Origin of the sequence: Paenibacillus lignilyticus (genome assembly GCF_017942085.1) — a bacterium.
GTDB lineage: Bacteria > Bacillota > Bacilli > Paenibacillales > Paenibacillaceae > Paenibacillus_Z > Paenibacillus_Z lignilyticus.
On the sequence record NZ_JAGKSP010000016.1, the window covers coordinates 66,897 to 88,641 of the forward strand.

A 21,745-nucleotide genomic window follows, 5' to 3' on the forward strand; every position below is an offset into this window, starting at 1 on the left:
ATCCAACACTTTCCCGCTTCTATGCTCGCTGCCGCATCACCTCTCCTATTATCGCTATGTCTGGTAAAAGTGGATCCGCCCACAATCGATCAGGTGTTAACGTCTTCACGGGCAAAAAAATAACAGCATTCAAAAAGCGATAAGCGTACGTGCAGAAACGTAATCTTACATCTTTTTAAATCCTGTGATTATTTGCAGAATGATACTCTGCCTATTGTGGGCTAGTCTTATCATACGACTGATGGAATGGAGTTCCTATAAGGTAATCTTCTCCTTTACGAGGGTATTATTGTCTTGATGAGAACTGGGCTTATGTTAAGAAATGGATACTTAGTGAGGGGGTTTTAGGGGCGATGTTTGTAATGCATCTCGTCGAATCGGTTGGGAGATTGGTATAACAAAAGCCCAGGCGTTGAATACGCCTGGGCTTCTGGGGATTGGTAAAATTAAAATATCTCGTATATTTAAATTCCCCAAATCTCAGCTATGGCTAAAGTCATCTGTGATCAAGTTCTTTCTTCTCGTTTTACGATTCGCTCTAGCTTGTACATGCTCATAGGTCGTATGGAATGTGTATTCCCCGTAAGGTGTATCATCATCTAATCCAGCATTAATAATGTCATAAATTTGATTCTTTCTACAATCTTTTAATTCACTCCATGTGGAAAGAAATCTAAAGCATTCCTGAATACTAGCAAAATCTCTATGAGGAAGGCCATTCCTTTTTAAATAAACAGGAATCCAGTTCCGATTTAATGACATCTAACCACACTCCATTTTTAGTAATTCAGTACATTTTCACAACCACTTAGGCGGCAGTAAAACTACTCAGTTTCTAAAATTGCCTCAACTTTGCTTGCCAAATCAACTTGCTCACGATAGAGCCAGACCTTCACACGCCCATGTCGTCGATGCTAACGCAAACGGCGAATTCGACCGTGAATTTTACATACAGCTTTTCTTCAGTACCTGCTCTCGCTGGAATTTTCGTAATTTCAGCCCCTACTTAACTGATAAGTATATTTTGAGAACAGACTAACGATATGGATTGAAACCCTCACTTGACTTGCTTAATTTTCTTTTTATTTTTACAAAATGGGCACCCCGAGCCACTACTTCTATGATCAATTCTTGTTTCCCATTCATGTCCGTGTTGACATTCCCACCACACTCTTTTGTATGACTTAGGAAGAACATCTCTAGGTGTTAGATTAAAATTCTTGGTTTTATGCCATTCTAAAGCAAGCTGAGGATTTACTGTCTGTAAGCAAGTCTCAGGTGTCGCCTTTTTCCCACTACAATAAGGACACTTGTCACCTAGATATCTACGCTGAACTATTGCTTCCCATTCATGTCCGTTAGAACATAACCACCAAACCTTCTTATTAGATTGTGGCGTCAAATCAGATGGGGACAAATCATAGTTCTTGGCAAAGTTCCACTCACCTACGAAAGGCTTATTTATATCTGACAACTTCTTTGGTTTTGTTTTTTCATTCATATCTGTTAACCTCAATCATCTTTTCAATAATAAAATTCTTCAGCAAAACTATAACAAATAAAAGTTTGAATTATCAATAAACTCGTCTCCCATATAGCACCAGTCTAGATAAGAATAACATGCATGGAAACCCTGATTTGAAGATGTTATATTAATTGTAATATAAACTCCAACGTAGTTTGAATAAGAACATACATTCGTGTATAATTAAGGTATTCAGGAGTCACTATGATAAAAACTTCAGAGCAAATAAGTTACAATATGAAACAAGTTAAACACAAAGATTCTAAAATTGAACTCCTGCTAAGAAAAGAATTATGGAGACGAGGGTTACGATATAGGAAAAACATTTCCGGTATTATCGGTAAACCTGATATAGCATTTCCCGGGTTAAAGATCGCCATTTTCTGTGACAGTGAATTTTGGCATGGTTACAATTGGGGGGATGACAAAAAAAAAGAATTCAAATCCAATGCCGAGTTTTGGATTAAGAAAATTGAAGGCAACATGCAAAGAGATATTATTGTTAATAATACACTTGCCGAACTAGGCTGGACTGTGATTAGATTTTGGGGTAAAGAAATTAAACAAAATTTCAAACAGTGTGCCGATATTATAGAACAGACAGTTATAAGGGTAAGATCTGCAATGACAAAGGAGAAGAATATATGACTTATAAAACAATTGATTTGTTCGCCGGAATCGGCGGAATAAGAAAGGGCTTTGAGCTTGTCGGTTCCTTTGAAAATGTACTTTCCGCTGAAATTGATAAATACGCTCAAATCACATACAAAAAACTCTTCAATGAACCTGATGATCATATTTTCTATGATGTTACAAGCCCTGAATACTTAACAAAAATCAGAGAGCTTGAAGAATTCGATGTATTATTAGGAGGATTTCCGTGTCAAGCATTTAGTATTGCAGGAAAAAAAGAAGGATTTAAAGATAAAATACGTGGTACACTTTTTTTCAATATTGTCGAGACTATAGAAGCAAAGAGACCAAAAGCATTTCTGTTAGAAAATGTTGAAGGGCTGCTGCGCCACAAAAAAGGACAAACCTTTCAAACAATTATTGAAACATTAACATTTGCTCTAAATTATAAAATTATTGGTGTATCAATAAATGACAATGGAGAACCTTCTTTTAACCCCAAAGATTTTCTGCTGAATTCAAAACATTTCGGAGTCCCACAAAATCGTCCAAGAGTTTATATCATGGGATTTGATAATGAACGATATGGGGCATTCTATGACTCTCTCCCGGTTACAGAATTACCCAAAACAAACAACTCCATACAGACCACATTAAGTGAAATTTTGGAACCCAGCGTTACAGAAGAGTATTATCTAGCCAGTGGATACTTCGATACATTACAAAAACACAGAGACAGACATAAAGGTAAAGGTAACGGATATGGTTATATCATTATCAATGATGGTACCGGTCCACATGTATCTAATGCTTTACTTGCTACCGGGGGATCAGGGAAAGAACGAAATCTAATACGCCAACACAATCCCGAACATAGCGGAAAGATTGTAAAAGGGAAGAAGTCAGCTATAAATACAGACGGAATACGAATGATGACAGAATGGGAATGGGGAAAATTGCAAGGTTTTATCGGTGATGACACTTTCACCAAAGAGGACTTCCCTCCTACGATGAGCAGAGCTCAGCTCTATAAACAGTTTGGAAATTCCGTGACAATTCCTGTAATTAAAGAATTAGCAAAAACTCTGAAAGAAAACTTGAACTACTTGGAATCAGAATATCAGAAGGCATTGCAAATTCCACCTAATATATCTGAACAACAAGTAGCTGCTGCTTATACCAACAATTAAAATATCCCCTCAGTATTCATCCGATACTGAGGGGATATTTCTTATTTATCCTAGTTAATTAAATCTTACCTGCAGGTTAAGCTTAATGTATGCATCGTCATTCTCTTTATAAATTGTTCCAAATCCATGTCGTGAACTGCTTGCTGTATCAAATCTGGTGTTATTTATTAAATATTGTTGAAATTCATTTCGATTGTAAATATGATAACAAACAACCTCGCCATCTTCTTTAACAATTATGTAACCACCTGTTGCGTCATACTTGCCATTCCAAACCGTTGATGGAGTCATTCCCAATGCAATGTCAGTTAAGAAGTTTTGAATTTTATATTTATAAAACAGATGGCTGTATTCTGTATTAAAATCACACGGATTTTCTCTCTCTATTATTGCGGTTAACTTATTTAACAGTATCCCCTCACCGCCATAATAATGCACTAGCATCCTGCCTAAAATATCCGGTAGTTTACTATCAATTAGTTGAAGATTTAGTTCAAACACACTGTTTTCCATACCATAATAGGATAAGTTACAGCCTGCATCATAAATCGCTTTTAGTCTATCCTTAATTTTTGATCTAGAATCTATGTTATTGATTGCAGATATTTGTGAGTCTGACAAAGACGAATCAATCTTAAATATAAAGTTAGTTGTTTTCCCTGCATTCAACAAAGTCGAAGCACTGCCTAACTTTGATTTAATACTAAATCCTAGTGTAGGTTGATGTCCTGTGATATAGTCATGAACCACTACTTTGATATCACTTTTATCAGATGACTTCGCTTTCAGATTCGTAACACCAATGGAATTAAGAAAGCTTTCTACCTCAGCTACATTAAATGTTCCTTCATGCTTTTTAATCTGATTTATCAGTTGTTTGGATTGCTGTGCATATTCATAGTCTGAAGATTCACGAACAACATTATTATTAATTTTATCTACAACTCGAATTTCCCTGTCTCTTACGTACTCAAATTCCCCTCGTGTATCTTGGCGAATAACTTTCAATACAGGATAGAAATTATCCTCAATTTTGTTCAAGTTCTCATCAGCTGCGTACAACTTCCCTTCAGAAAGCAGCTTCAAAAAAACATATATTTCGCTCCATTCACCTTTGTTGCCTGAGTACATTTCAGAATCACCTCTTAGTTCTGGTCTATTGTCTCACACATCTAAACACCTGACCTAATATGCAGCGCACCACTTTCCTTAAAATTAACTTCTCTAGTCCATTTAACTATGCTCTCATTATTCTTGAAATTTTTAGGCATACCTTTGACTCTTATACTGAAGATTAATTTATTCCAAAAATTATTCAATGCAGTATTCCTATCCAATACTCTCCAAGTCATAGCATCTAACGGATCTCTATAATCCAGTATATAATCAGCTGGAAAATTAGATTTATATTTACCGGTACCCTCAAATAAAAAATAATTTAATACAGGCTCCAACAATTTTCTCTCACCAACAAATGGCGATTTATCGTTTTTGTTGTGAATATCTTCACTAATTTCTTTATTTATCCTTAATTCCCAGTAATTATTTATTAATTTATCTATGTGCAAGATATCTACACCCGTAAGTTTACAAATCCTCTCAAAACCAGGTCTTGTAGTATGATTCACCAAAGCTGGAGGAGCTGATGCCAAAGATTTGACTGAGTATCCCTTACCGTTAATATAAACATCACTCTTTGATCTGGATGGCGCTTTTATAACTCCTATTTTGTTACATAACTTAAATAACTGATCATTTTTATATTCTCTTAGCTTATTTAAATTGAAATTAGGGGGCAGTGATTTATATTCACCATTAAGCCCCACGCTACTTATTGAACTTATAGGACCAGTACTCGAATTATTATCTCTTATATGAATAAGAACTAATTTAATAATAAGCTCACTTCGTTCACCTTTGTTCATGTATACCCCCTGGTATTTTATCGCTAACACTTTGAGAACTACTTTTCTGAGAGATTATCTAACTGAAGAATTTTTTATAAAGCGTATTTGCAAATTAAGATTTATATAAAGTTCACTATCTTTTCTATAAACAAAGCCAAAACCATGTTTAAATCTAGAACCTTGATCCAAATAAGTATTTTCAACCAGATAATCTTGAAATTCATTCCTATTATAAATATGGTAACAGACTAATTCACCATCAGCTTTTACAATAATATATCCACCATTTGCATCATATGTACCTTTCCATACCTTACCAGGCATTAACCCCAGGGAAGTATCAATTAGAAAGTTTTTTATTTTATAGCTATACATAGGATGTTTATTTTTCAAGTTATAATTCAATGGATTTTTCTTCTCTAAGTACATAAAAATCTCAGTCATCTTCTTTCCACACTGTTTCGAAACGATATAATATAATATTTCAGAGAACAGAAATGGAAAGCTACTATCAAATAATTCTAAGTTACTATTAAAAATTTCATTTTCAGGTTTGATAAATTTCAATTTAAATCCCCTACATTCCAAATCTCTAATAAGATCACTGGTATTTCGCAGGCTGTCAAATGGCTCATATCCATATTTTTCTCTGTCCGCAATACTCTCCTTTGATACTTGACCTTTTTTCCTTAATTTTTTCGTTTTTTCATGATCAATGTTTATTTCTTTAATTTCACTATCTGTTAATGACAAATCACCTTCTAGTTTATATATAAAATTGGTGGTATTACCGGCATTAAGAAGTGTCGCAGCAGAACCAAGTTTTGATTTGATACTAAACCCTAACTCAGGTGAATGTCCCGTGACTTCATCGTGAACTACAATAGTGATATCTCTTTTATGTGTTGATTGTTCTGCTTTCCTTGTCACGTTGATGGACTTCAGAAAATTATCTATCTCAGTGCTTACAGGGAAAGTTGTTGACTTCGCTTTTTTAATTTCATCAAAAAGTTTCAGAGATTTATCTTTGAATTCTTGAATCGGTATAGAAATGCCAACCCAATTCTCATCAAGAATAATAATATTGTCACTCGCATCATAAGTGTTATTGTCGTATTCATATTTAAACTTAGCTTTTTTTTCATACCTTAATATATTAATTAACGGATAATATAGATGTGGAATTGCATTTAAGTCAGCATCCGCAGCACGCAAAATGCCATCAGCTAGTAACTTCAATAGAGCATATGTTTCACTCCACTCACCTTTATTATATTTTTGTATGGTCATATTGAGTCTCCCCATTAAACTTCATGTTCATAATAACCACCTTACTCTAATTATAGATTAATTAAATGAATATCGATAAAGTAATATGATGCTATAGTACCCAGTTTTCATAGCTTATACCAATTAAGTCAATCTTATAATTAATTTCTCTAATAGCCTCGGGTATTTTAGAATCCACAAATGAATTTGCAGTAATTGAAGGAAAGGAATTGTCTATACTATATTTCCTAATCTCTAGAAGCTTATACTTCTCATTTCTAGCACTACAACCTTCCTCTAGGTCATACTTTTCTAATCCAAGATTAAGTTGTTTTTTGTCGATCCCTCTGGATGCTAGTCTTTCTACAACATCAGATACGGATATGCCAATTTCAGATTGCTCAAATCTGCAGAAAATTAATTTCAACTCTGTCCCAGCAGTTTGTTGCAATTGCAATTGAAATTGGCTATTAATTGTTACAGTAGCGCCGTATCGAACAATAGTTGACTTAACTTCATAGCTGCCTGTCTCTGTCTCAATATCATGTGTCGATTGGGTTAACGCTGACCATATAGGGGTCTTTCCTTCAATGATTAACTGTTCAAAAGCTAACATTTCCCCCAAAATACTGTATACAGACTTTTCCTGCACCGAATTACCAAGTAACATTTTCCACTTCCCCCACCATTCGGTGGGATTAGCAATTAGTCGTTCTCTTTCAAATCCGTTTATTCCTGGATCAATAAATTGAGCACAAACCGATGAAAATTCTAACCTCAAAGATTCTGCAGTAGAAGTTAATAGCAATAGAGGAATTTCCTTATCGCCTATAGTAATATTCTGCGACCAAAGTTTTACATTTGAAAACTTTTCGGATATTAGTAAATTTGGATCGAGTAGAGGTATACCAACGCCATACCAGCCATCATGTTTCAACACCCACGCTGGAAAATTATCTTCGAGTGAAGTTATCTTCATGGCTCTATCGTTTTTCACTTCCGCGAAGTATTTTCGTATTTCCGATAATACATCCATCTGTATTCCGCCTTTATTCATCATAATTCAAGAGATTTTTTCTCATTGCAAGTGCTATAGCTTTCGACAGTAAAGGCGGAACAGCATTTCCAATTTGCTTAAAAGCATCTCCCATGTTGCACTGAAATAAAAATCCATCCGGGAATGACTGCAATCTCGCCGCCTCTCTCACAGAAATCCCTCTTGGCTCCCACGGATGTAGATGACTGTAAGTATCTGTACTTAAATGTGCTACTAATGTATGTGCAGGTTTATCCGGCGGCATTTTTTTCCACTTCGTATGGAATTTCTCTCTATCATAGGGAGGAACAATACTTTGTCGTAGATTTTCGTATATACCGACATCAAGATTTCTATCAACTGATTCTGCTCTACAAACTTCATCCAGCATCTCCTCCGCGATGATAGAAGCGTCTCTATAATCATCCCCTGGTCTCATTCTCTCGAAGATGGGAAAGTCTCTTTCAGTCCTTCTATAACCGTGACCGGTTACAGACTTCTGTCCTCTGCCAAACCAATTTCTCATTAAACGCTGATAATCAGTACTTGCCTCGCTGTTATAAAATAACTGAATATTAGGTTTATACAGGTGATATTTACTTTTCGCTGTAGGAAACAGAGAAGGTAGATCGGAAACAGCATCTCTGACTGTTACCCAATTAGGGAGATTTGAATCAGCTATATTTGGTATCCTAAAACTCTTACTTTCAAATATTTTCTTTCGCCTCAACTGACCTTGTACAGCTTTACTATCTTGGGAACTATGAGTAGGTGTAGGTAGATTGAGTGTTTGGGTAGTAACGTTTTTTTTCACGGCAAACACAAATATCCGCTCTCTCACCTGTGGGACTCCGAAATCGGCAGCATTCAGAATTGTCCAGCAAGCTTGATAATTGTTTTCTTCTAAGATATCGCATACATGCTGCGGTACATTTAATCCACCATAATCAACAGCTTCAGGTACATTTTCCATTACAATTGCCCTAGCATCCAGCTCCAATGCAAATCTTAAAAAATCTTGAAACAAAAATCCTCTGCTGTCATTTGTATGTTTTCTATCTTCACCTAGTGATTTTAACTTAGCTCTTCCAATCTGCGAATATGCTTGACATGGTGGGCCTCCAATTACAATACAGCCGGATTCACCAATATCTTTTTTGAATAATTCAGGATTTAGTTCAGTAATATCCCCCCAATGATGCTTTGCATCAAGACCATCTCTCCAGTATAAATTGTAAGATGCGGTATTAATCGCCGCTTTCATAATTTCAACACCATGCAGAATTTTATAGCCCGCGGATTTAAAACCAAAAGCCAATCCACCACATCCTGAAAACAAATCAATAACTACAGGCAACTCATTTTTTACGTTCTCACTAACCAAAATACTCAAACAACTCCTTAACATACTGCCGCTCTCCACCACTAAACAAAGACGGCTCAATAACTTTAGCGCGAGCTGTATTTAGTTTCATTGCGCGCTTAAAGATTTTCTGATTTCTTTTCTGCTTATCCACCGCAATAAAGCTGTAATAGCTCATGATTTCCCGACAGAGTTCTACTCGGTAACCGGATGATCCTGATCTTTCAACCAATTGTGAAATCTCATCTGAAGTATTGTTTTCTAATACTTTAAATGTTTTCTCTGTGTCACCTTGCCAAGAAAGATATATGTACCACCAAAGAATCTTTAACCATATCCTCCAATTCTTCTTCCAAAATCGATCGGGGTTATTCCCCCATCTTAAAGCAACAATATCCGGGATTACTTTGATAGATAAATATCTCCAAATCCCATCATTTGAAGCAAGTCTGGGATTCATTTTAAACTCCTTAGTGAGCACTTCGTATAATTTAATGCCAAATAATAAATCGAATTCGTAGCCGGCCGATTGAATTTTAGTTCTATCTAAATTCAAATCAAATGCTGCTGATTTAAGCGCGTTTTGCAAACTGCTTCTAACAGCTGAATAATCATTATCGAACTGATCTGATTGTTGTTCAAACCACGTTTTCATCTGGACTTCTGCTTCTGCCTTACTTAACGTTTTCCATTTCATAATTATCCCCTCTTATATTCTGGAGTCAAAATCTCTTCTGATTGAAAGTGCCAAATCTTCAGGAGAATATGGATTCCAATTAAAAGTATTTAGAAAATAATTGATTGCCTCAGCTACGCTGCCACTTTCAAAATTCTGTCCTGAAACAATCTCATTCCAGAATTCACTCTCTTTAACCTTTTGTATGATAATTTGCAGGGCACTGGCAATAATATCAATAAGAAGTGGCGACTCCTTAAATCCATCCTCTAATTTAAGTAAGCTATAATTCGGATGAGCTTTATTTATGCAAATTCTTACATTCTCCTCTTCAAATCTATCTCCCATTGGATCTGTCCAATCGCATTTCACCCACCAAAGAGGCTGCGATTTTTCTTCGACTTCTACGATTGGAAAGACAGATCCATTCCCATCAATAATAATATGACATATATCTAATGAACCTAATGTAATACCGGTGCTATTAGCCAGATGCCTTTCAGTATCTTTACGCAAACCGGGTTCCTTCAAAAAAAGAATAGTTTCAAACCCCATACTTCCTTTTAATTGACCGGGAGGAAACACAGTTTCAAAATCAAAAACAATTCCACCACTGTTCTTTCTGATTCCTCCAATAACTTTGACGCCTCTTTGATTGGATGTTTTTGATGCCCACATCAAGGCTATCCCGATCTCTGCATCTTCAGCCACAATCCCGTTTACTCCAAATAAAAAGACTGGATTATTTATGGTATATGTTCTTTTAATACTGAGATCATGTATGTCAGGCGTCCACTCGCTTCTTTCATCAGAAATTTGTATGTTATCTAACCTTGCTTGAGTATCATACGAACTAGAAGTAAGTGGATGCTCTAGCCCATTAATATGATATTTAAATTCATAGTTCCCGGCTTCGAAGCCGATCTTCACCATTAACTCATCGGATAGAACAGGAAATAAATTCAATGCAGTACTCATTCCATTTCACCTTCACCTTGCACCAGAATTATCCCAGCTTGGATCTTATCATCCTTACCAGAAAATATAGCTGAGCCATTCATTTTTATGCCACTCTTATCTCGAACCTTAATACGAGCACCGAAAGGTGTCCCAAATCGTGCAGTTTTCAAGGTCGTCAGCTGTATATTTTGACACAAGTCATTATCTTTTTGTTCATCAATATAAAACTCTTCCGGTTGTGTTGACTGTGTCTTTCTGCCGATTTGTATCCGATTGATACTAATCCGTTCCATTATCATTGGAAATTGTCCTCCAATAACCTCCTCACTTTCCCAATTTACAGCTTCGATTCCACCAAGCTCTGAAAGAACTTGAAGCTGAATTTCAAAAACATCATTTTTATTGCCACAGTTGAGTTCAAAATCGACTTTGATCAGTCCATTTTCAAATTTAGGTTGTTCTAGAGATAATTGTCCATGCCCCTTTTGTTTACCACCCGCCCCACCGACCGCCGTGTTTTTGTTCCCGGTAGCTTTAGAACCGAAGTTTTCCGGTGGAAGCAGAATTTGTGCAAGGGCTTTACCCAGTCCGATGTTTCTCTTTGACTGATTCTCAGATTCTTTTACTGAATATTTAGCTGAAATATACTTACGTACTTGTCTTTGCACCTTAGAAACGATTAATGGATTAAATGGACCGATATTCCAATCAGTCCATGATGTATGATCTGCTTTTTCACTTTTGCGAATATACTCTTCAACCGTCATTGTTTCCGGTAAATCCTTTAGTGTGTTTGTGGAGTTAGCTACAAAGAGACCAAGTATAAACTCATCCTTAGCTGTTTTAGGAACCCCTTCGGTCCAAGCACCTGAAGCCTCATATCCTACGATCATGCCTGGTTTTCGCACATACATTACAATAGGAGGATTATATTCCATTTCAACATCAAATTTATTGGCTTGAATAAACGGACTCAGATGATTATCCGGATAACCCATCAATAATTGTTCTCTTGATAGTTTAACAAAGGAGATGTAACCGGCACCGGTATCTCCGTTAAATATATTACGCAAACCGACTTTTTCAACACTCACATCAGCATCTTGTAGAAAGTCGTTGCCTTCCTGCACTTTTCTAGTAAGTGGTGTGCGATTATACAAGGCCTGTGCAGCTTTAAACAGTGGCAACATATTTTCCTTCTTAATTTCCTGTTTACCGACAATAGCACGCAGCCATTTCCCATATTGAAATTTTTCATTTGCAAGTCGTGGGCCATACCATCTTTGCAAAGCTACCTGCAAATAATGATGGACGGATTTTGTCCACCAAGGTTTTGGAACAGTCTCATCTTTCTCCGTTATGCCACCGGAAGGAAGTATTCCTTCCAGTAAGGATTCTTCATTAATATATGGTATTATAATTGTAGTTCCGGTTTCGTTATCACGGTATGGCTCTGCGTTAAATATGCGTAGTATTTCAGCAATCTCTTGCTCGTTTGTCAGAGGCATTGTACTCGTCTCATCCGCCTCCTGCCCCCACCAGGCAATCCCTCTTTTAGGTTTTCCGTCGTTAAAATTGATGAGTGCATCTTCTTTTCTCTCATCCTCAACAAGGCAGGCAGCCAATCTGGAGGAATATCCTCCATATTCATCGATAATTCTGCTATAATAAAAAACCAGTCCAATCCCCATTCTAAAATAAACGGTTTTTCCAAGTCCCCAAGAGCCTCCTGCACCTTCTTTTTGCTGAGGCATACTAATCTCGTAAATCAATTTCAGGAGATTACCAAACTGATTATCAATTACATCATTATAATGCAATGGACCCGTTAGCCCGGTTGTGTTAGAGTCTTTAATTTCCAACAGCTGATATTTGTTATCAGGAAACTTTTGATTTAAGTTTTCTTGAATACCTTCTAAAACCTGATTAAGCTCCGACGAATTGAAATCCCTTATTTGAAAGGAAATATCTACAGGCTCGGATCCCATTGAAGTTGCTGCGTCCAAACTGTTTTGAACACTTTCTCTTATTAATAAATCTAAAAGGGGCATATCATTATTCTGTATTAATCTTAACAGGGAGCTCCCTCTTTCAGACATTCTTGCATGTTGTGCAACCTCTATTCTCATTCTTCTTCTCTCCAAACTTCATTCACCTTACGGTTTAATTTAATAGTCAGTGCTTGGGACTTTACTCCTCGTGATTTTCCGCCTGGAATTACTATACACAATCCAATAATGTCTTCAACAGCATTTAAATTTACCCTATTACTGGAATTGTTTTCTCGAGCAGTCGAGTCTTTTGAAATACGATAAATTATTAATTGAGGTGTCCTACCGAGGCCTGCTTCAGACCTAATTTGCTCTATATCAATTGTGGATTTGGAGATTGCCAACTTCTCTCTTGTTTCTTTAGACAACATGTCAATCTGCACATCTGCCAGCAAATCTTTCGGATCCCTTAATACACCGATATTTATTACGCTGTCATCAACCCCCATTTTTCTGGAACGATTAACTTTCCCGACGGAGCCATTTGCGATTTTCCACTGCCATTCTTCATTTTCGGAATTCCCTAAACCGGCAACTATAATATTCCAAGCTTGAAGCTTTTCGTGAATACTGACATTCTTAACCCAGTCAGCAAACATCTCCAGTGCCGGTTTTTTAAAAGTTCTTGAATTTTGATTAAATTCAAATGGTTGTAACAATTTATCGTATATCTTGGAAAATTCTACACCTTCCCATATAAATGAAGAATTTTTTTTAAACTTATAACGCCCTAAACTATCAATAAAAGTTTCTGTAATATCAATGTTTTTCTTTAATTTCTGTGCATCATTATCAAATAGGAATGTTTCGCTGCTGGTACCGGTAAAATCCATTTCTATTTCTTTTGCACTCTGCATTCTGTTTTTAGCCGTAATCCTAAGCCAGGAAGCTTTGGGGGTATTTTTCACTCGCGGACCATATTCCTTGGGGTCTACTGCCGCTATCATGTAGCGCACCAAATCCTGCCTTAACTCCATTTCGAGAGCGGCTAAAAACTTGAATTTATCTATAGTGTCCTGCGTCATCCAAATTCGAGGCAATAACTCATATCCTCTCCGGTATCCAAACCATCTGCCCATTTGCATGAGAGAGTCAGCTTGACAAGTGGAACGTAGGAAATAGGTACTGACTAAGCCCTCAATGGTTAATCCCCTTGACAGAGTACTACCCCCGACAATGATGAAAACAGGCGCCGGTTTCGGCTGCACTTTCTCCGGATCCGGATAGGCAAGACGAACGAACATACCCTCTTCAGTTATACCGTTGTTAGCACAATTATCTACACACAAATGAATTCCTGCATGATACTGAAACTCACTATCTTCACCTAAGGGGATGTGGGTGATCTCCTCAAGTAATACTTCAATATGCGAAACAATTTCCGTAAATTCGGGATAATCGTTCAGCTCTTCATTCGTCCTTCCGTATTCGGGATACGTTTCTCGGAATGAATCAATTGTCAATATATCTCTTTCCGTCATCCAAATCGATTTGCATTTACTAATCAGAATATTTCGATCAATTGTGGATATCCAACTTCTGATCGCATCAGAAACTTGTTTATGATGTTGTTGTTTTTGGCTGGTGTGGACGAGCATACTGATTGGTTTTGAATGACCCCAAACCCGCATTGCTGACGCCGAGCACAGAAACCAACAAATTGAATCCTGCATACTTTTCGGTATAGTATCAGAGTCTCCATTATGTAAGCACTGTAACTCTTCGTATTCTTCCTCACTTATATCATGAACTATGTTGAGACCGTCACAGTCATCCGTTCCTTCAATACCAAAAATTTGTCTGGGACCGAAGTATTCATTGGAAGGCTGAAGACTTCTAATGAAATTACTTGGATAGAGCGATTCAGGCGCAGACTCATTTAAAAAATTCGCGTAAGGTGTTGCTGTGTAACTGATGTAATTCATCGATTTGACTTTGGTATTACAAGAATCTCCCTTGAAGGTGTTACCCTCTACTAAATTAACAATAAGTTTATTAATTTGTTTCCTTTCACTTGTGTTAATATCCGCCGTGTTCACACTGGCTTGATCTGCCTCATCATCAATTACAATTACTTTCATTTGCTTATGTTTGTGTGGATCATACTGCATCCATTCGATTAAATTCTTTAGTCGACCGGAATTTTTTAAGCAGACTGTAAAGTACCGCATATTTGAACTGTCTTCCAACCTCAAATTTTGAGCTTTTTGTCCTAAAGGACTTCTTTTGGAGAGATGCTCCAGACCCAACCAATTTAAATTGCCATCTCGATTTAAGTCCCTAAATAACCTGCTCTGCGTCTGTTTCCTTAAATTCTCAATAGTTCCGGACAATACTACAAATAAGTTCCATCCCCAGTCGGCAGCCATTGCCATTAGTGCAGCCATATTTGCGGTTTTTCCGGATTGCACATGCCCTATTACAAGACCTTTTATCGGCCCTGTTTCCATAGTATTGATATTGAGGCGTTTTAAAACTCCTAAAGTTGCTTGTTCTATTTCATCTACGGATTCTTTCTTGAAACCTGAATCTATCAAGTGACATCTATACAATTGCCAAGAAGACCTTTCTCCCGTTGGTAGCGATACATCAGTATCAAGTCGATCATCAACTAATACAGCTTTTCTGTCTTTTATTTCAACTGATAGACTTTTAATTTCAGCTTCTATTTCCGAGTCTACTAGTTCATACCATACTTCCTTATTCAAAGTATTTGGCCAAAAATTTGTAGATGTTTGTTGTTTTAAAAACTCATTAATACCTGCTTCGTTTGGCCGTAAAGCACATCTTATTGCTTCCCATTCATGTCCTAATTCCCTTGCTTCACCTATCCATTTTCTGCAACGATCATACACCGGCAAGTTTATATTAATCACGAGCATCCCCCTGGCCATGATTTTATAGTTCATTCTTCACTTCTTACAGGACTATTTTACCAATTTCTATACGCTTAAGCTAAAGGAAAAAATTTCTTTTTTAGTATTTTATACATTAAATATACTTATTGTGGACGTTAGATTCTTACATACTCATTCCCATGCAAAAACCACAATCCCGCTTCCTTCACCTGAATTCCAAACGCCCGCAATAATTCATCCGCATAAGCCTTAACTTGTGGTCTATAAAAATCCACAAAAGCACCCAGTTGACCATCTTCATAGACGTCTGTTTTAAAATCAACGATGACCCAGCCATCTTCCTCTTCGAACAAGTAATCAATAACTCCCTTAAGAAGAGTATGTACTGTCGACTCATCCCCTGCCACCTTCTCCATTCGTGTTCGGAAAGGCAGTTCATGGATCCTCCGCTTAGCAGCCAATCCCCTCTTCCAAATCTTATGCTGCCTAACATCCTCTAGCATCGACATAACATCTACAATTAGTGACTCTACCAGTCCTTCTTCAGCTGCAATGGCTCTTATATCTATCCCAAGTTCCTCTGGCGTTCTACCAGCACCAAGAAGCTCAATGCAGCGATGAACGGTACTTCCAAATGCCATTCCCCGCCCTGCTAGCGGACGCGGCGGCTGAACACCGGCACTTTTGGCGATCTCAGTAACGGATGCAACTCGGTACGATGGAACCGCAAGAGCTTCGCGTTGTTGCCGACCACTCCTGGCATCCTCTAATTCATCGTGCCTCACATCATATACAGGCGATGTAATCTCGCGTACCTGTACATCTTCGATCTCCTTCGCATCCCGGAGACTGCTCTCAAACGCACTCCAAGGATCTACCGCCGGCCGATCAGGGTACCTGCTTATGACAAGAAGCTGTTTCGCACGAGTAGCAGCTACATAAAGTAGCCGTTCCTTCTCTGCATTCATATACAAACGCTCTCGCTCCGCTAGCTCAATCCAGCCCGGAGGATGAGCAATAACATCGTTCTGATATCCTGTTTTGCGTGTAATGTTAAAGTAGCCCTTAACAGATTCACCGGAGCGATTAATATGCTCAGAAGCATCGTGATCCGATTCACCGCAAGGACAAGCGAGGAAAACGACGTGGGCTTCCAGTCCCTTGGCCTTATGCAAATTCATAATTCGAACAGCCTCGTGTTGGCCTGCGTATAAATCTTCAGCTTCTACTGAAGCTTCTTCAGCAATATGTACTACATACGCGCAAAGCTCCGGCCAACTTGCAGTGGCCATTTCTTCTCGTTGCAGAAGGTAAAGTAATTTAATCAACGTGCCGGCCCGATTCGAGCCACTTTTCCCCATTGCAGCAAGCGGAATTAATCCCAAATCATCGATGATAAACATAAGCGCCGACAATGCTGACATCGATCTCATCTTCCGCAAATAAACAGACAGTTGTTCCAATGCTTCATATACCGGCATGGCTGTCTCTGATACAGCAGAACGATCCGGAAGAAAAGTATACGATACCGGGAAACCTTCCATTTTATAATGGAACAGAGCATTATCACTCACACCGAAGAACAACCCCCGCAGCACAGCGAGAAGGGCGATTCGATCATCCGAATCATTCAGACTCTTGGCAAGGGCAGCTAAACTAATAATTTCCTCATATAGCGTCGAGCTACCCGCCGTTACTGCAGGTATGCCGTAGCCTTCCAGCTTCTGTGCATATAAGTGTAGAAACTCCCTGCGCTTATGCAGAATGAGAAAATCTCCCGGAACCGCGGGTCTTAAACCAATCTCACCAGATCGATCTCTTTCTTGAATCTTCAAATTCCCCGCACAAGCCCAAGCGATATATCGGGTAACCCAATCCGCATCCGCATCAGCGATAACAGCTTTACCACCTTGCAGCTTCGGGACCGTTAATGTTTGTATACCGTACTGTGCACCAAGGTTACTTTTCGGATTAGTTAACTTAGTTTCCATTTGGACAAAAGCTGCCTGATGCTCGGATTCTGTCCGTGGGAATCGAGAATTGAAATCATAGTTAACAAACTGACCAATAGCATGCACAGATCGAAAGTTTGAACTCAGCTGCAATACTTCACCATGGGCTGCTATCTTATTTTTCACCGCATTATAGGTAGAGATATCTGCTCTGCGGAACCGGTAAATAGACTGTTTCGGATCCCCTACTACGAACAATGAGCCGGGCTTCGGAGTCACGTTACGCCAGTTCGACTCCGTCGGATTATCGCCTGTGAGCAGAAACATGAGCTCTGCCTGAATCGGGTCTGTATCCTGAAATTCATCCACAAATAATCTGGTGTAACGATTAGTGAAGAATGATCGCACTTCCTTATGTTCACGAAGAAGCGATGTCGCACGCATCAATAAATCCTGGAAGTCCAGCAATCCCAGCTCATTGCGTCTACGGGCGCAATATTGAATTGCCGGCATGACAAACGTAATTACTTGTGGATACAGATGCTCACGCCATGCTCGCAGAAAGGGATTTAGGACTCGGAATTGCCACTCTTGAAAGGCCACCTTAAACTGCTTCGCCATATCTTTATCCGTCCAGCGATTTAAGGTTGCAGCCACTTCTCGTTCAAATAGAAGCCCCAGATTCAGAATGCGGATGTCATCTTTTACCCCGTACAATTGGATCATCCTTCTGCCGTTCCGAATCATCTGCTGAAGTCTATCCCAGCCTTTCTCCGGCTTTAAGATTGGCAGATAGGCGAAAGCTTCATCTATCATCGGAGGCAAGGAGAGACGAATAAGATCAAAATCCGGTCGTAGCATAACTTGTAATTCGATGTGAACATCGGTATACAAAGAGACTCGGTTATAAACATGCTTGAGGTCCTCTACTGAGACCTGCAGCGACTCCAGAGTTTGTATTTCCTGCTCCTGCCCGGATTCGTTTAGCTGTAGTAAATACTCATCCCAACAAAGGTCCCGGAATGCCAATGCCTCCTGCTCCTCTATCTCTTGAAACATAGGATCAAGCTTCGCCTCTATAGGACGTTCGCGCAGGAGCCTGCCGCAGAAGGAATGAATCGTACCAATATAGCAGCGGTCAATGGTCTTCAGCGCTTGGCGAAGGTTTACGACCGCTATTTCATTAGTCACTGTACTTAGCTTCTTCTCAAGCTCCAATCGAAACCGATTCTTAAGTTCATCTGCCGCTTTACGTGTAAACGTAATTGCTGCAATCTGATCGGCAGTGGCTTTTCCGTTCTCGATAAGGGCGATCATCCTGCCTACAAGTGAAGTTGTCTTACCGGACCCGGCACCAGCTTCAACTAGGAATGTTGTGTCCAAATCCTGTACAATGCGATCCCTTGCCACTTGATCACTATGCATAATTAGCTGCCCCCCTGACCTCAATCAAGGCCGTTTCATTACTGCAAACCTCTCGATAATCACACCATTTGCAATTGCTCACTTCAGTAGTAGGAACAAATACGCCGGATTCAATATTATGAAGCATGCTGCTCAGCAGCTTAGATAATTCCGCTCGTCTGTCCTGGATTCGGGACACTTCCTCGCCTTTCCCCCGTTCAGTGGGAAAATAATAGGCCGACTCCACGACCTGCGCATTCACATCAATGCCTTTGGTTCTTAACCATTGTTCAACAGCCACAGCATACAGAGCGTGCTGCAACTGCGTGCCTTGAGCGAAGTAGTCGTTCTCATCGTATTTGCTCGGTCTTCCCGTCTTGTAATCAAAAATCTTATAATGATGTGGGCGGATTTCATCTACCCGATCCACGAACCCCTTCAGTCGAATTACGAGTCCATTCTCTAACTCTACCGTCAGCGGTCCGCCTTCTTCTTCCAGCTCCAGCTCAAAATACCGCGGTTTGGTCATCCGCTCCAGCTCGACTTTATAAAACACTTCGACATCCTTCCGGATAGCCTCAGATTCCTTATGAAAAATATGCAGGCTCGGCGGCGGCACCATAACCTGATACTCCTGAATAGTTTCCTTCGTTATTTTCATTAATAGCGTGCGATCATGACGAGGTTCACCACTGTCCGTCAGCGAGATCGCTTCTTTTAAATAAAGATAAAAGATGCGGTGCAGCAAACTTCCCCGATCCGCAGGTCCCAACCATTGTGAACGGTCGAATACGGCCGTATCCTTTTCACGAATTTTCAGTATGGATGAGTAGAAGAATCTCCGCGGGCACTCTGCATACCGTTCCAGTTGTGTCACGCTCAAATAAGCTTCCGAATTTCCTCTATACTGAATGGTAAACGTGCTCATATCCAGTATTCCATCTTGACCGGAACCATTCCCGCCCAGCGTCGAATCGTGGTATGCCTTGGATGCAAACCGATACGAATGAAGCAGCGAAGATGTACCATTGCTTAGTCTGCCACCCTCAGTTAGCCGGCCCAACCAGCGGTCCGAACTATCCAACTCATGAGAAGACCCGTCACCTTGACCAGGTAAATAACCAACGGGTTTGCCTAAATAACTTTTCATAGCCGTGAAATCCATTAACTGATTTCCCGAAACTTCGCGGCAAACCTGAAGCAGTTCAAACGCTGCATGCTCTTCTTTCTGATCAAATGGATCATAAGAACAGAAACTAAACGTGACATGACTGCTAATATGACCTAAGCGGCTATTTCTTTCCAGTACTCTCTCTTCAGCTCGTTCTACCGAAGTCAATAAGCGCCCCATGTTTGCCCGCTCCATATCAAACAGTGCCGGATCCTGCCTCGTCTGGACCGACCATGCAGACTCATTCATTCCAATCATAAAAGTATGCGCCCGACCGGAATCTCCTCCATCCTGCAAGGAAGATATGTAGATATGTCCGCTTCTGGGACTGTTACTGCGAATGTTTATGCCCGTTACAATTTCCTTTACATAACGAATGGCACTCTCACTGCTTACTGTCTGCGGATTAACAGCGGCCAAGCAATCCGCTTGTTCACGTAATACCGCGAGCACCGCAGCATCCTCCACGCTAACAGGTGCTGTACAACGATCCAGAAATTGAATCAACCCTCTAAGTACGATAAGCGGTTTCCAGTTCTCTTCTTCCGGCAGGGCAGTAAACAAATCGCTAAAAATAGCATTCAACTCTCTTAGAGCAGCATTATCTGCGCCTGTTCCATCTTCTCCTTCTACTGACTGCAAAACCGCATATCGCGCTCTCCCCCAGCCAATACCGCTTTGTTCCAGACAGCGAATGATCGCGATCGATGAAACCGAGCTCTCGTCCTGCCAAAATGATATAAAACCATGCCTAAGCGCATTCAGCATGCAGTCCACATCATAGTTACGAGCCAGCCACTCCAGATAAGCAAGCGCAGCTTTGCCCACTTGTGTGAACGTAGCAGATAACCCTTTCGAGAATGTACAGGGTATGTCTAAAGACTGCGATATGTTATGCACGACCGTGTTATATAGGTTGTAATCAGAGAGGATTACTTCAACGTTATCAAATGGTATCTCGTGACTGCATACCCTTCGCAGCACTTCACGAACTTCAGCCATACTGCCTGCTGCTTGAAATATTTCAGGTTTCGTACTCAATTGTATGTAGAGCGATTCCGGGAATCGTGATTCTTCTTGAATAACATGCAAACGCGGCCCTGCAACTCGATCCAGCATCTCTCGTTCTATATAGGAGTGCGCTGCTCCGGCATCTCTAGTAATAATTAATTCATCTTCAACACCACTGCTTACAGGCAAATAGGAAAGCAGCCCGGCAAAATCGGTGAACTTGCCATCTTTTAACCGGTTCTCATATGCAGATAGAAGCTCCAGCATATACAAACCTTTTTGCTTACTTTCAAACTGTTCGACAGTTAATTCAGATGACCGAAGATCAGCCTCTCTAAGCTCCTGAATGGCATCATGAAAACTCTGCACGATACCAGACGTTATCATTTCCACGGGAAGGTATTCCGAATAATGCTGCGCAATCTCCAGCATCAAATTATTAATAAGCCAGAAGGTTTGATCACCACTCAGTAATGTAATCTCCTGCTTTACTAACTCCTGCTTCGATCGTTTCGTAATTAAAGATTTAATCGTTTCAATTTCTGTATTCATAATCGGACCATGTTCCCTGCAGATCCGATTCAACCATTGTTCGCCTTGCTCATACCGATCAACCAGGATGATTTTCCGACAAAAGAGATTCTCCTTACAGATCTTATATATATTTGTCATCCAAGATTGATTCATATGACTTACACCGCCTTAGCTGCTATTAGTTCCTAAGTTACCTCTATCCGTC

15 protein-coding genes are annotated in these 21,745 nt (G+C 39.5%); 2 read left to right on the forward strand and 13 right to left on the reverse strand.

The features are described 5' to 3' along the window. Window positions 1-480: 480 nt before the first annotated feature. Together I8J30_RS26430 and I8J30_RS26435 are read right to left on the reverse strand one after the other, a co-directional pair. Complete coding sequence (locus tag I8J30_RS26430) at window positions 481-762, reverse strand: hypothetical protein (protein WP_210663260.1); 282 nt, start codon at window positions 760-762, stop codon at window positions 481-483. 295 nt (window positions 763-1,057) lie between these two features. After that, window positions 1,058-1,501, reverse strand: coding sequence for a zinc-ribbon domain-containing protein (locus I8J30_RS26435; RefSeq protein WP_210663262.1), 444 nt, complete (start codon window positions 1,499-1,501; stop codon window positions 1,058-1,060). A 228-nt stretch (window positions 1,502-1,729) separates the two neighbouring features. Here I8J30_RS26435 and I8J30_RS26440 point away from each other — a divergent pair, with 228 nt between their 5' ends. Both I8J30_RS26440 and dcm read left to right on the forward strand, forming a co-directional pair. Beyond that, window positions 1,730-2,173, forward strand: coding sequence for a very short patch repair endonuclease (locus I8J30_RS26440; RefSeq protein WP_210663264.1), 444 nt, complete (start codon window positions 1,730-1,732; stop codon window positions 2,171-2,173). Further along, on the forward strand, window positions 2,170-3,348 hold the full coding sequence (gene dcm / locus I8J30_RS26445) for a DNA (cytosine-5-)-methyltransferase (RefSeq protein WP_210663266.1): 1,179 nt from the start codon (window positions 2,170-2,172) through the stop codon (window positions 3,346-3,348). The genes I8J30_RS26440 and dcm overlap by 4 nt, the downstream gene beginning before the upstream one ends. Window positions 3,349-3,402: 54 nt before the next feature. Here the strand turns inward: dcm and I8J30_RS26450 are convergent, their stop codons facing one another. The 11 genes from I8J30_RS26450 to I8J30_RS26500 form a co-directional block, all read right to left on the reverse strand. Beyond that, window positions 3,403-4,479, reverse strand: a complete 1,077-nt coding sequence (locus I8J30_RS26450; RefSeq protein WP_210663268.1) for an HpaII family restriction endonuclease — start codon at window positions 4,477-4,479, stop codon at window positions 3,403-3,405. 41 nt (window positions 4,480-4,520) lie between these two features. Further along, on the reverse strand, window positions 4,521-5,273 hold the full coding sequence (locus I8J30_RS26455; RefSeq protein ID WP_210663270.1) for a hypothetical protein: 753 nt from the start codon (window positions 5,271-5,273) through the stop codon (window positions 4,521-4,523). Between the two features lie 54 nt (window positions 5,274-5,327). After that, a complete protein-coding gene (locus tag I8J30_RS26460; RefSeq protein ID WP_210663272.1) occupies window positions 5,328-6,545 on the reverse strand; it encodes an HpaII family restriction endonuclease in 1,218 nt (405 codons plus the stop codon). A gap of 91 nt (window positions 6,546-6,636) precedes the next feature. After that, the gene (locus tag I8J30_RS26465; protein ID WP_210663273.1) at window positions 6,637-7,560 is read right to left on the reverse strand and encodes a PD-(D/E)XK motif protein; all 924 of its coding nucleotides are present in this window, start codon (window positions 7,558-7,560) and stop codon (window positions 6,637-6,639) included. 13 nt (window positions 7,561-7,573) lie between these two features. Next, complete coding sequence (locus tag I8J30_RS26470) at window positions 7,574-8,944, reverse strand: DNA cytosine methyltransferase (protein ID WP_240548396.1); 1,371 nt, start codon at window positions 8,942-8,944, stop codon at window positions 7,574-7,576. Further along, on the reverse strand, window positions 8,937-9,620 hold the full coding sequence (locus I8J30_RS26475; protein WP_210663277.1) for a DUF6339 family protein: 684 nt from the start codon (window positions 9,618-9,620) through the stop codon (window positions 8,937-8,939). The genes I8J30_RS26470 and I8J30_RS26475 overlap by 8 nt, the downstream gene beginning before the upstream one ends. Before the next feature lie 12 nt (window positions 9,621-9,632). Further along, window positions 9,633-10,577: a hypothetical protein gene (locus I8J30_RS26480; protein ID WP_210663280.1), complete on the reverse strand. Its 945-nt coding sequence runs from the start codon at window positions 10,575-10,577 to the stop codon at window positions 9,633-9,635. Further along, window positions 10,574-12,688, reverse strand: a complete 2,115-nt coding sequence (locus I8J30_RS26485) for a hypothetical protein (RefSeq protein ID WP_210663282.1) — start codon at window positions 12,686-12,688, stop codon at window positions 10,574-10,576. The genes I8J30_RS26480 and I8J30_RS26485 overlap by 4 nt, the downstream gene beginning before the upstream one ends. Further along, on the reverse strand, window positions 12,685-15,486 hold the full coding sequence (locus tag I8J30_RS34105) for a Z1 domain-containing protein (protein ID WP_210663284.1): 2,802 nt from the start codon (window positions 15,484-15,486) through the stop codon (window positions 12,685-12,687). Before I8J30_RS34105 ends, I8J30_RS26485 begins: the two co-directional genes overlap by 4 nt. A 137-nt stretch (window positions 15,487-15,623) precedes the next feature. Next, window positions 15,624-18,845, reverse strand: a complete 3,222-nt coding sequence (locus I8J30_RS26495) for a UvrD-helicase domain-containing protein (RefSeq protein WP_210663285.1) — start codon at window positions 18,843-18,845, stop codon at window positions 15,624-15,626. After that, a complete protein-coding gene (locus I8J30_RS26500) occupies window positions 18,838-21,558 on the reverse strand; it encodes a PD-(D/E)XK nuclease family protein (RefSeq protein ID WP_210663287.1) in 2,721 nt (906 codons plus the stop codon). The genes I8J30_RS26495 and I8J30_RS26500 overlap by 8 nt, the downstream gene beginning before the upstream one ends. Window positions 21,559-21,745: the final 187 nt, after the last annotated feature.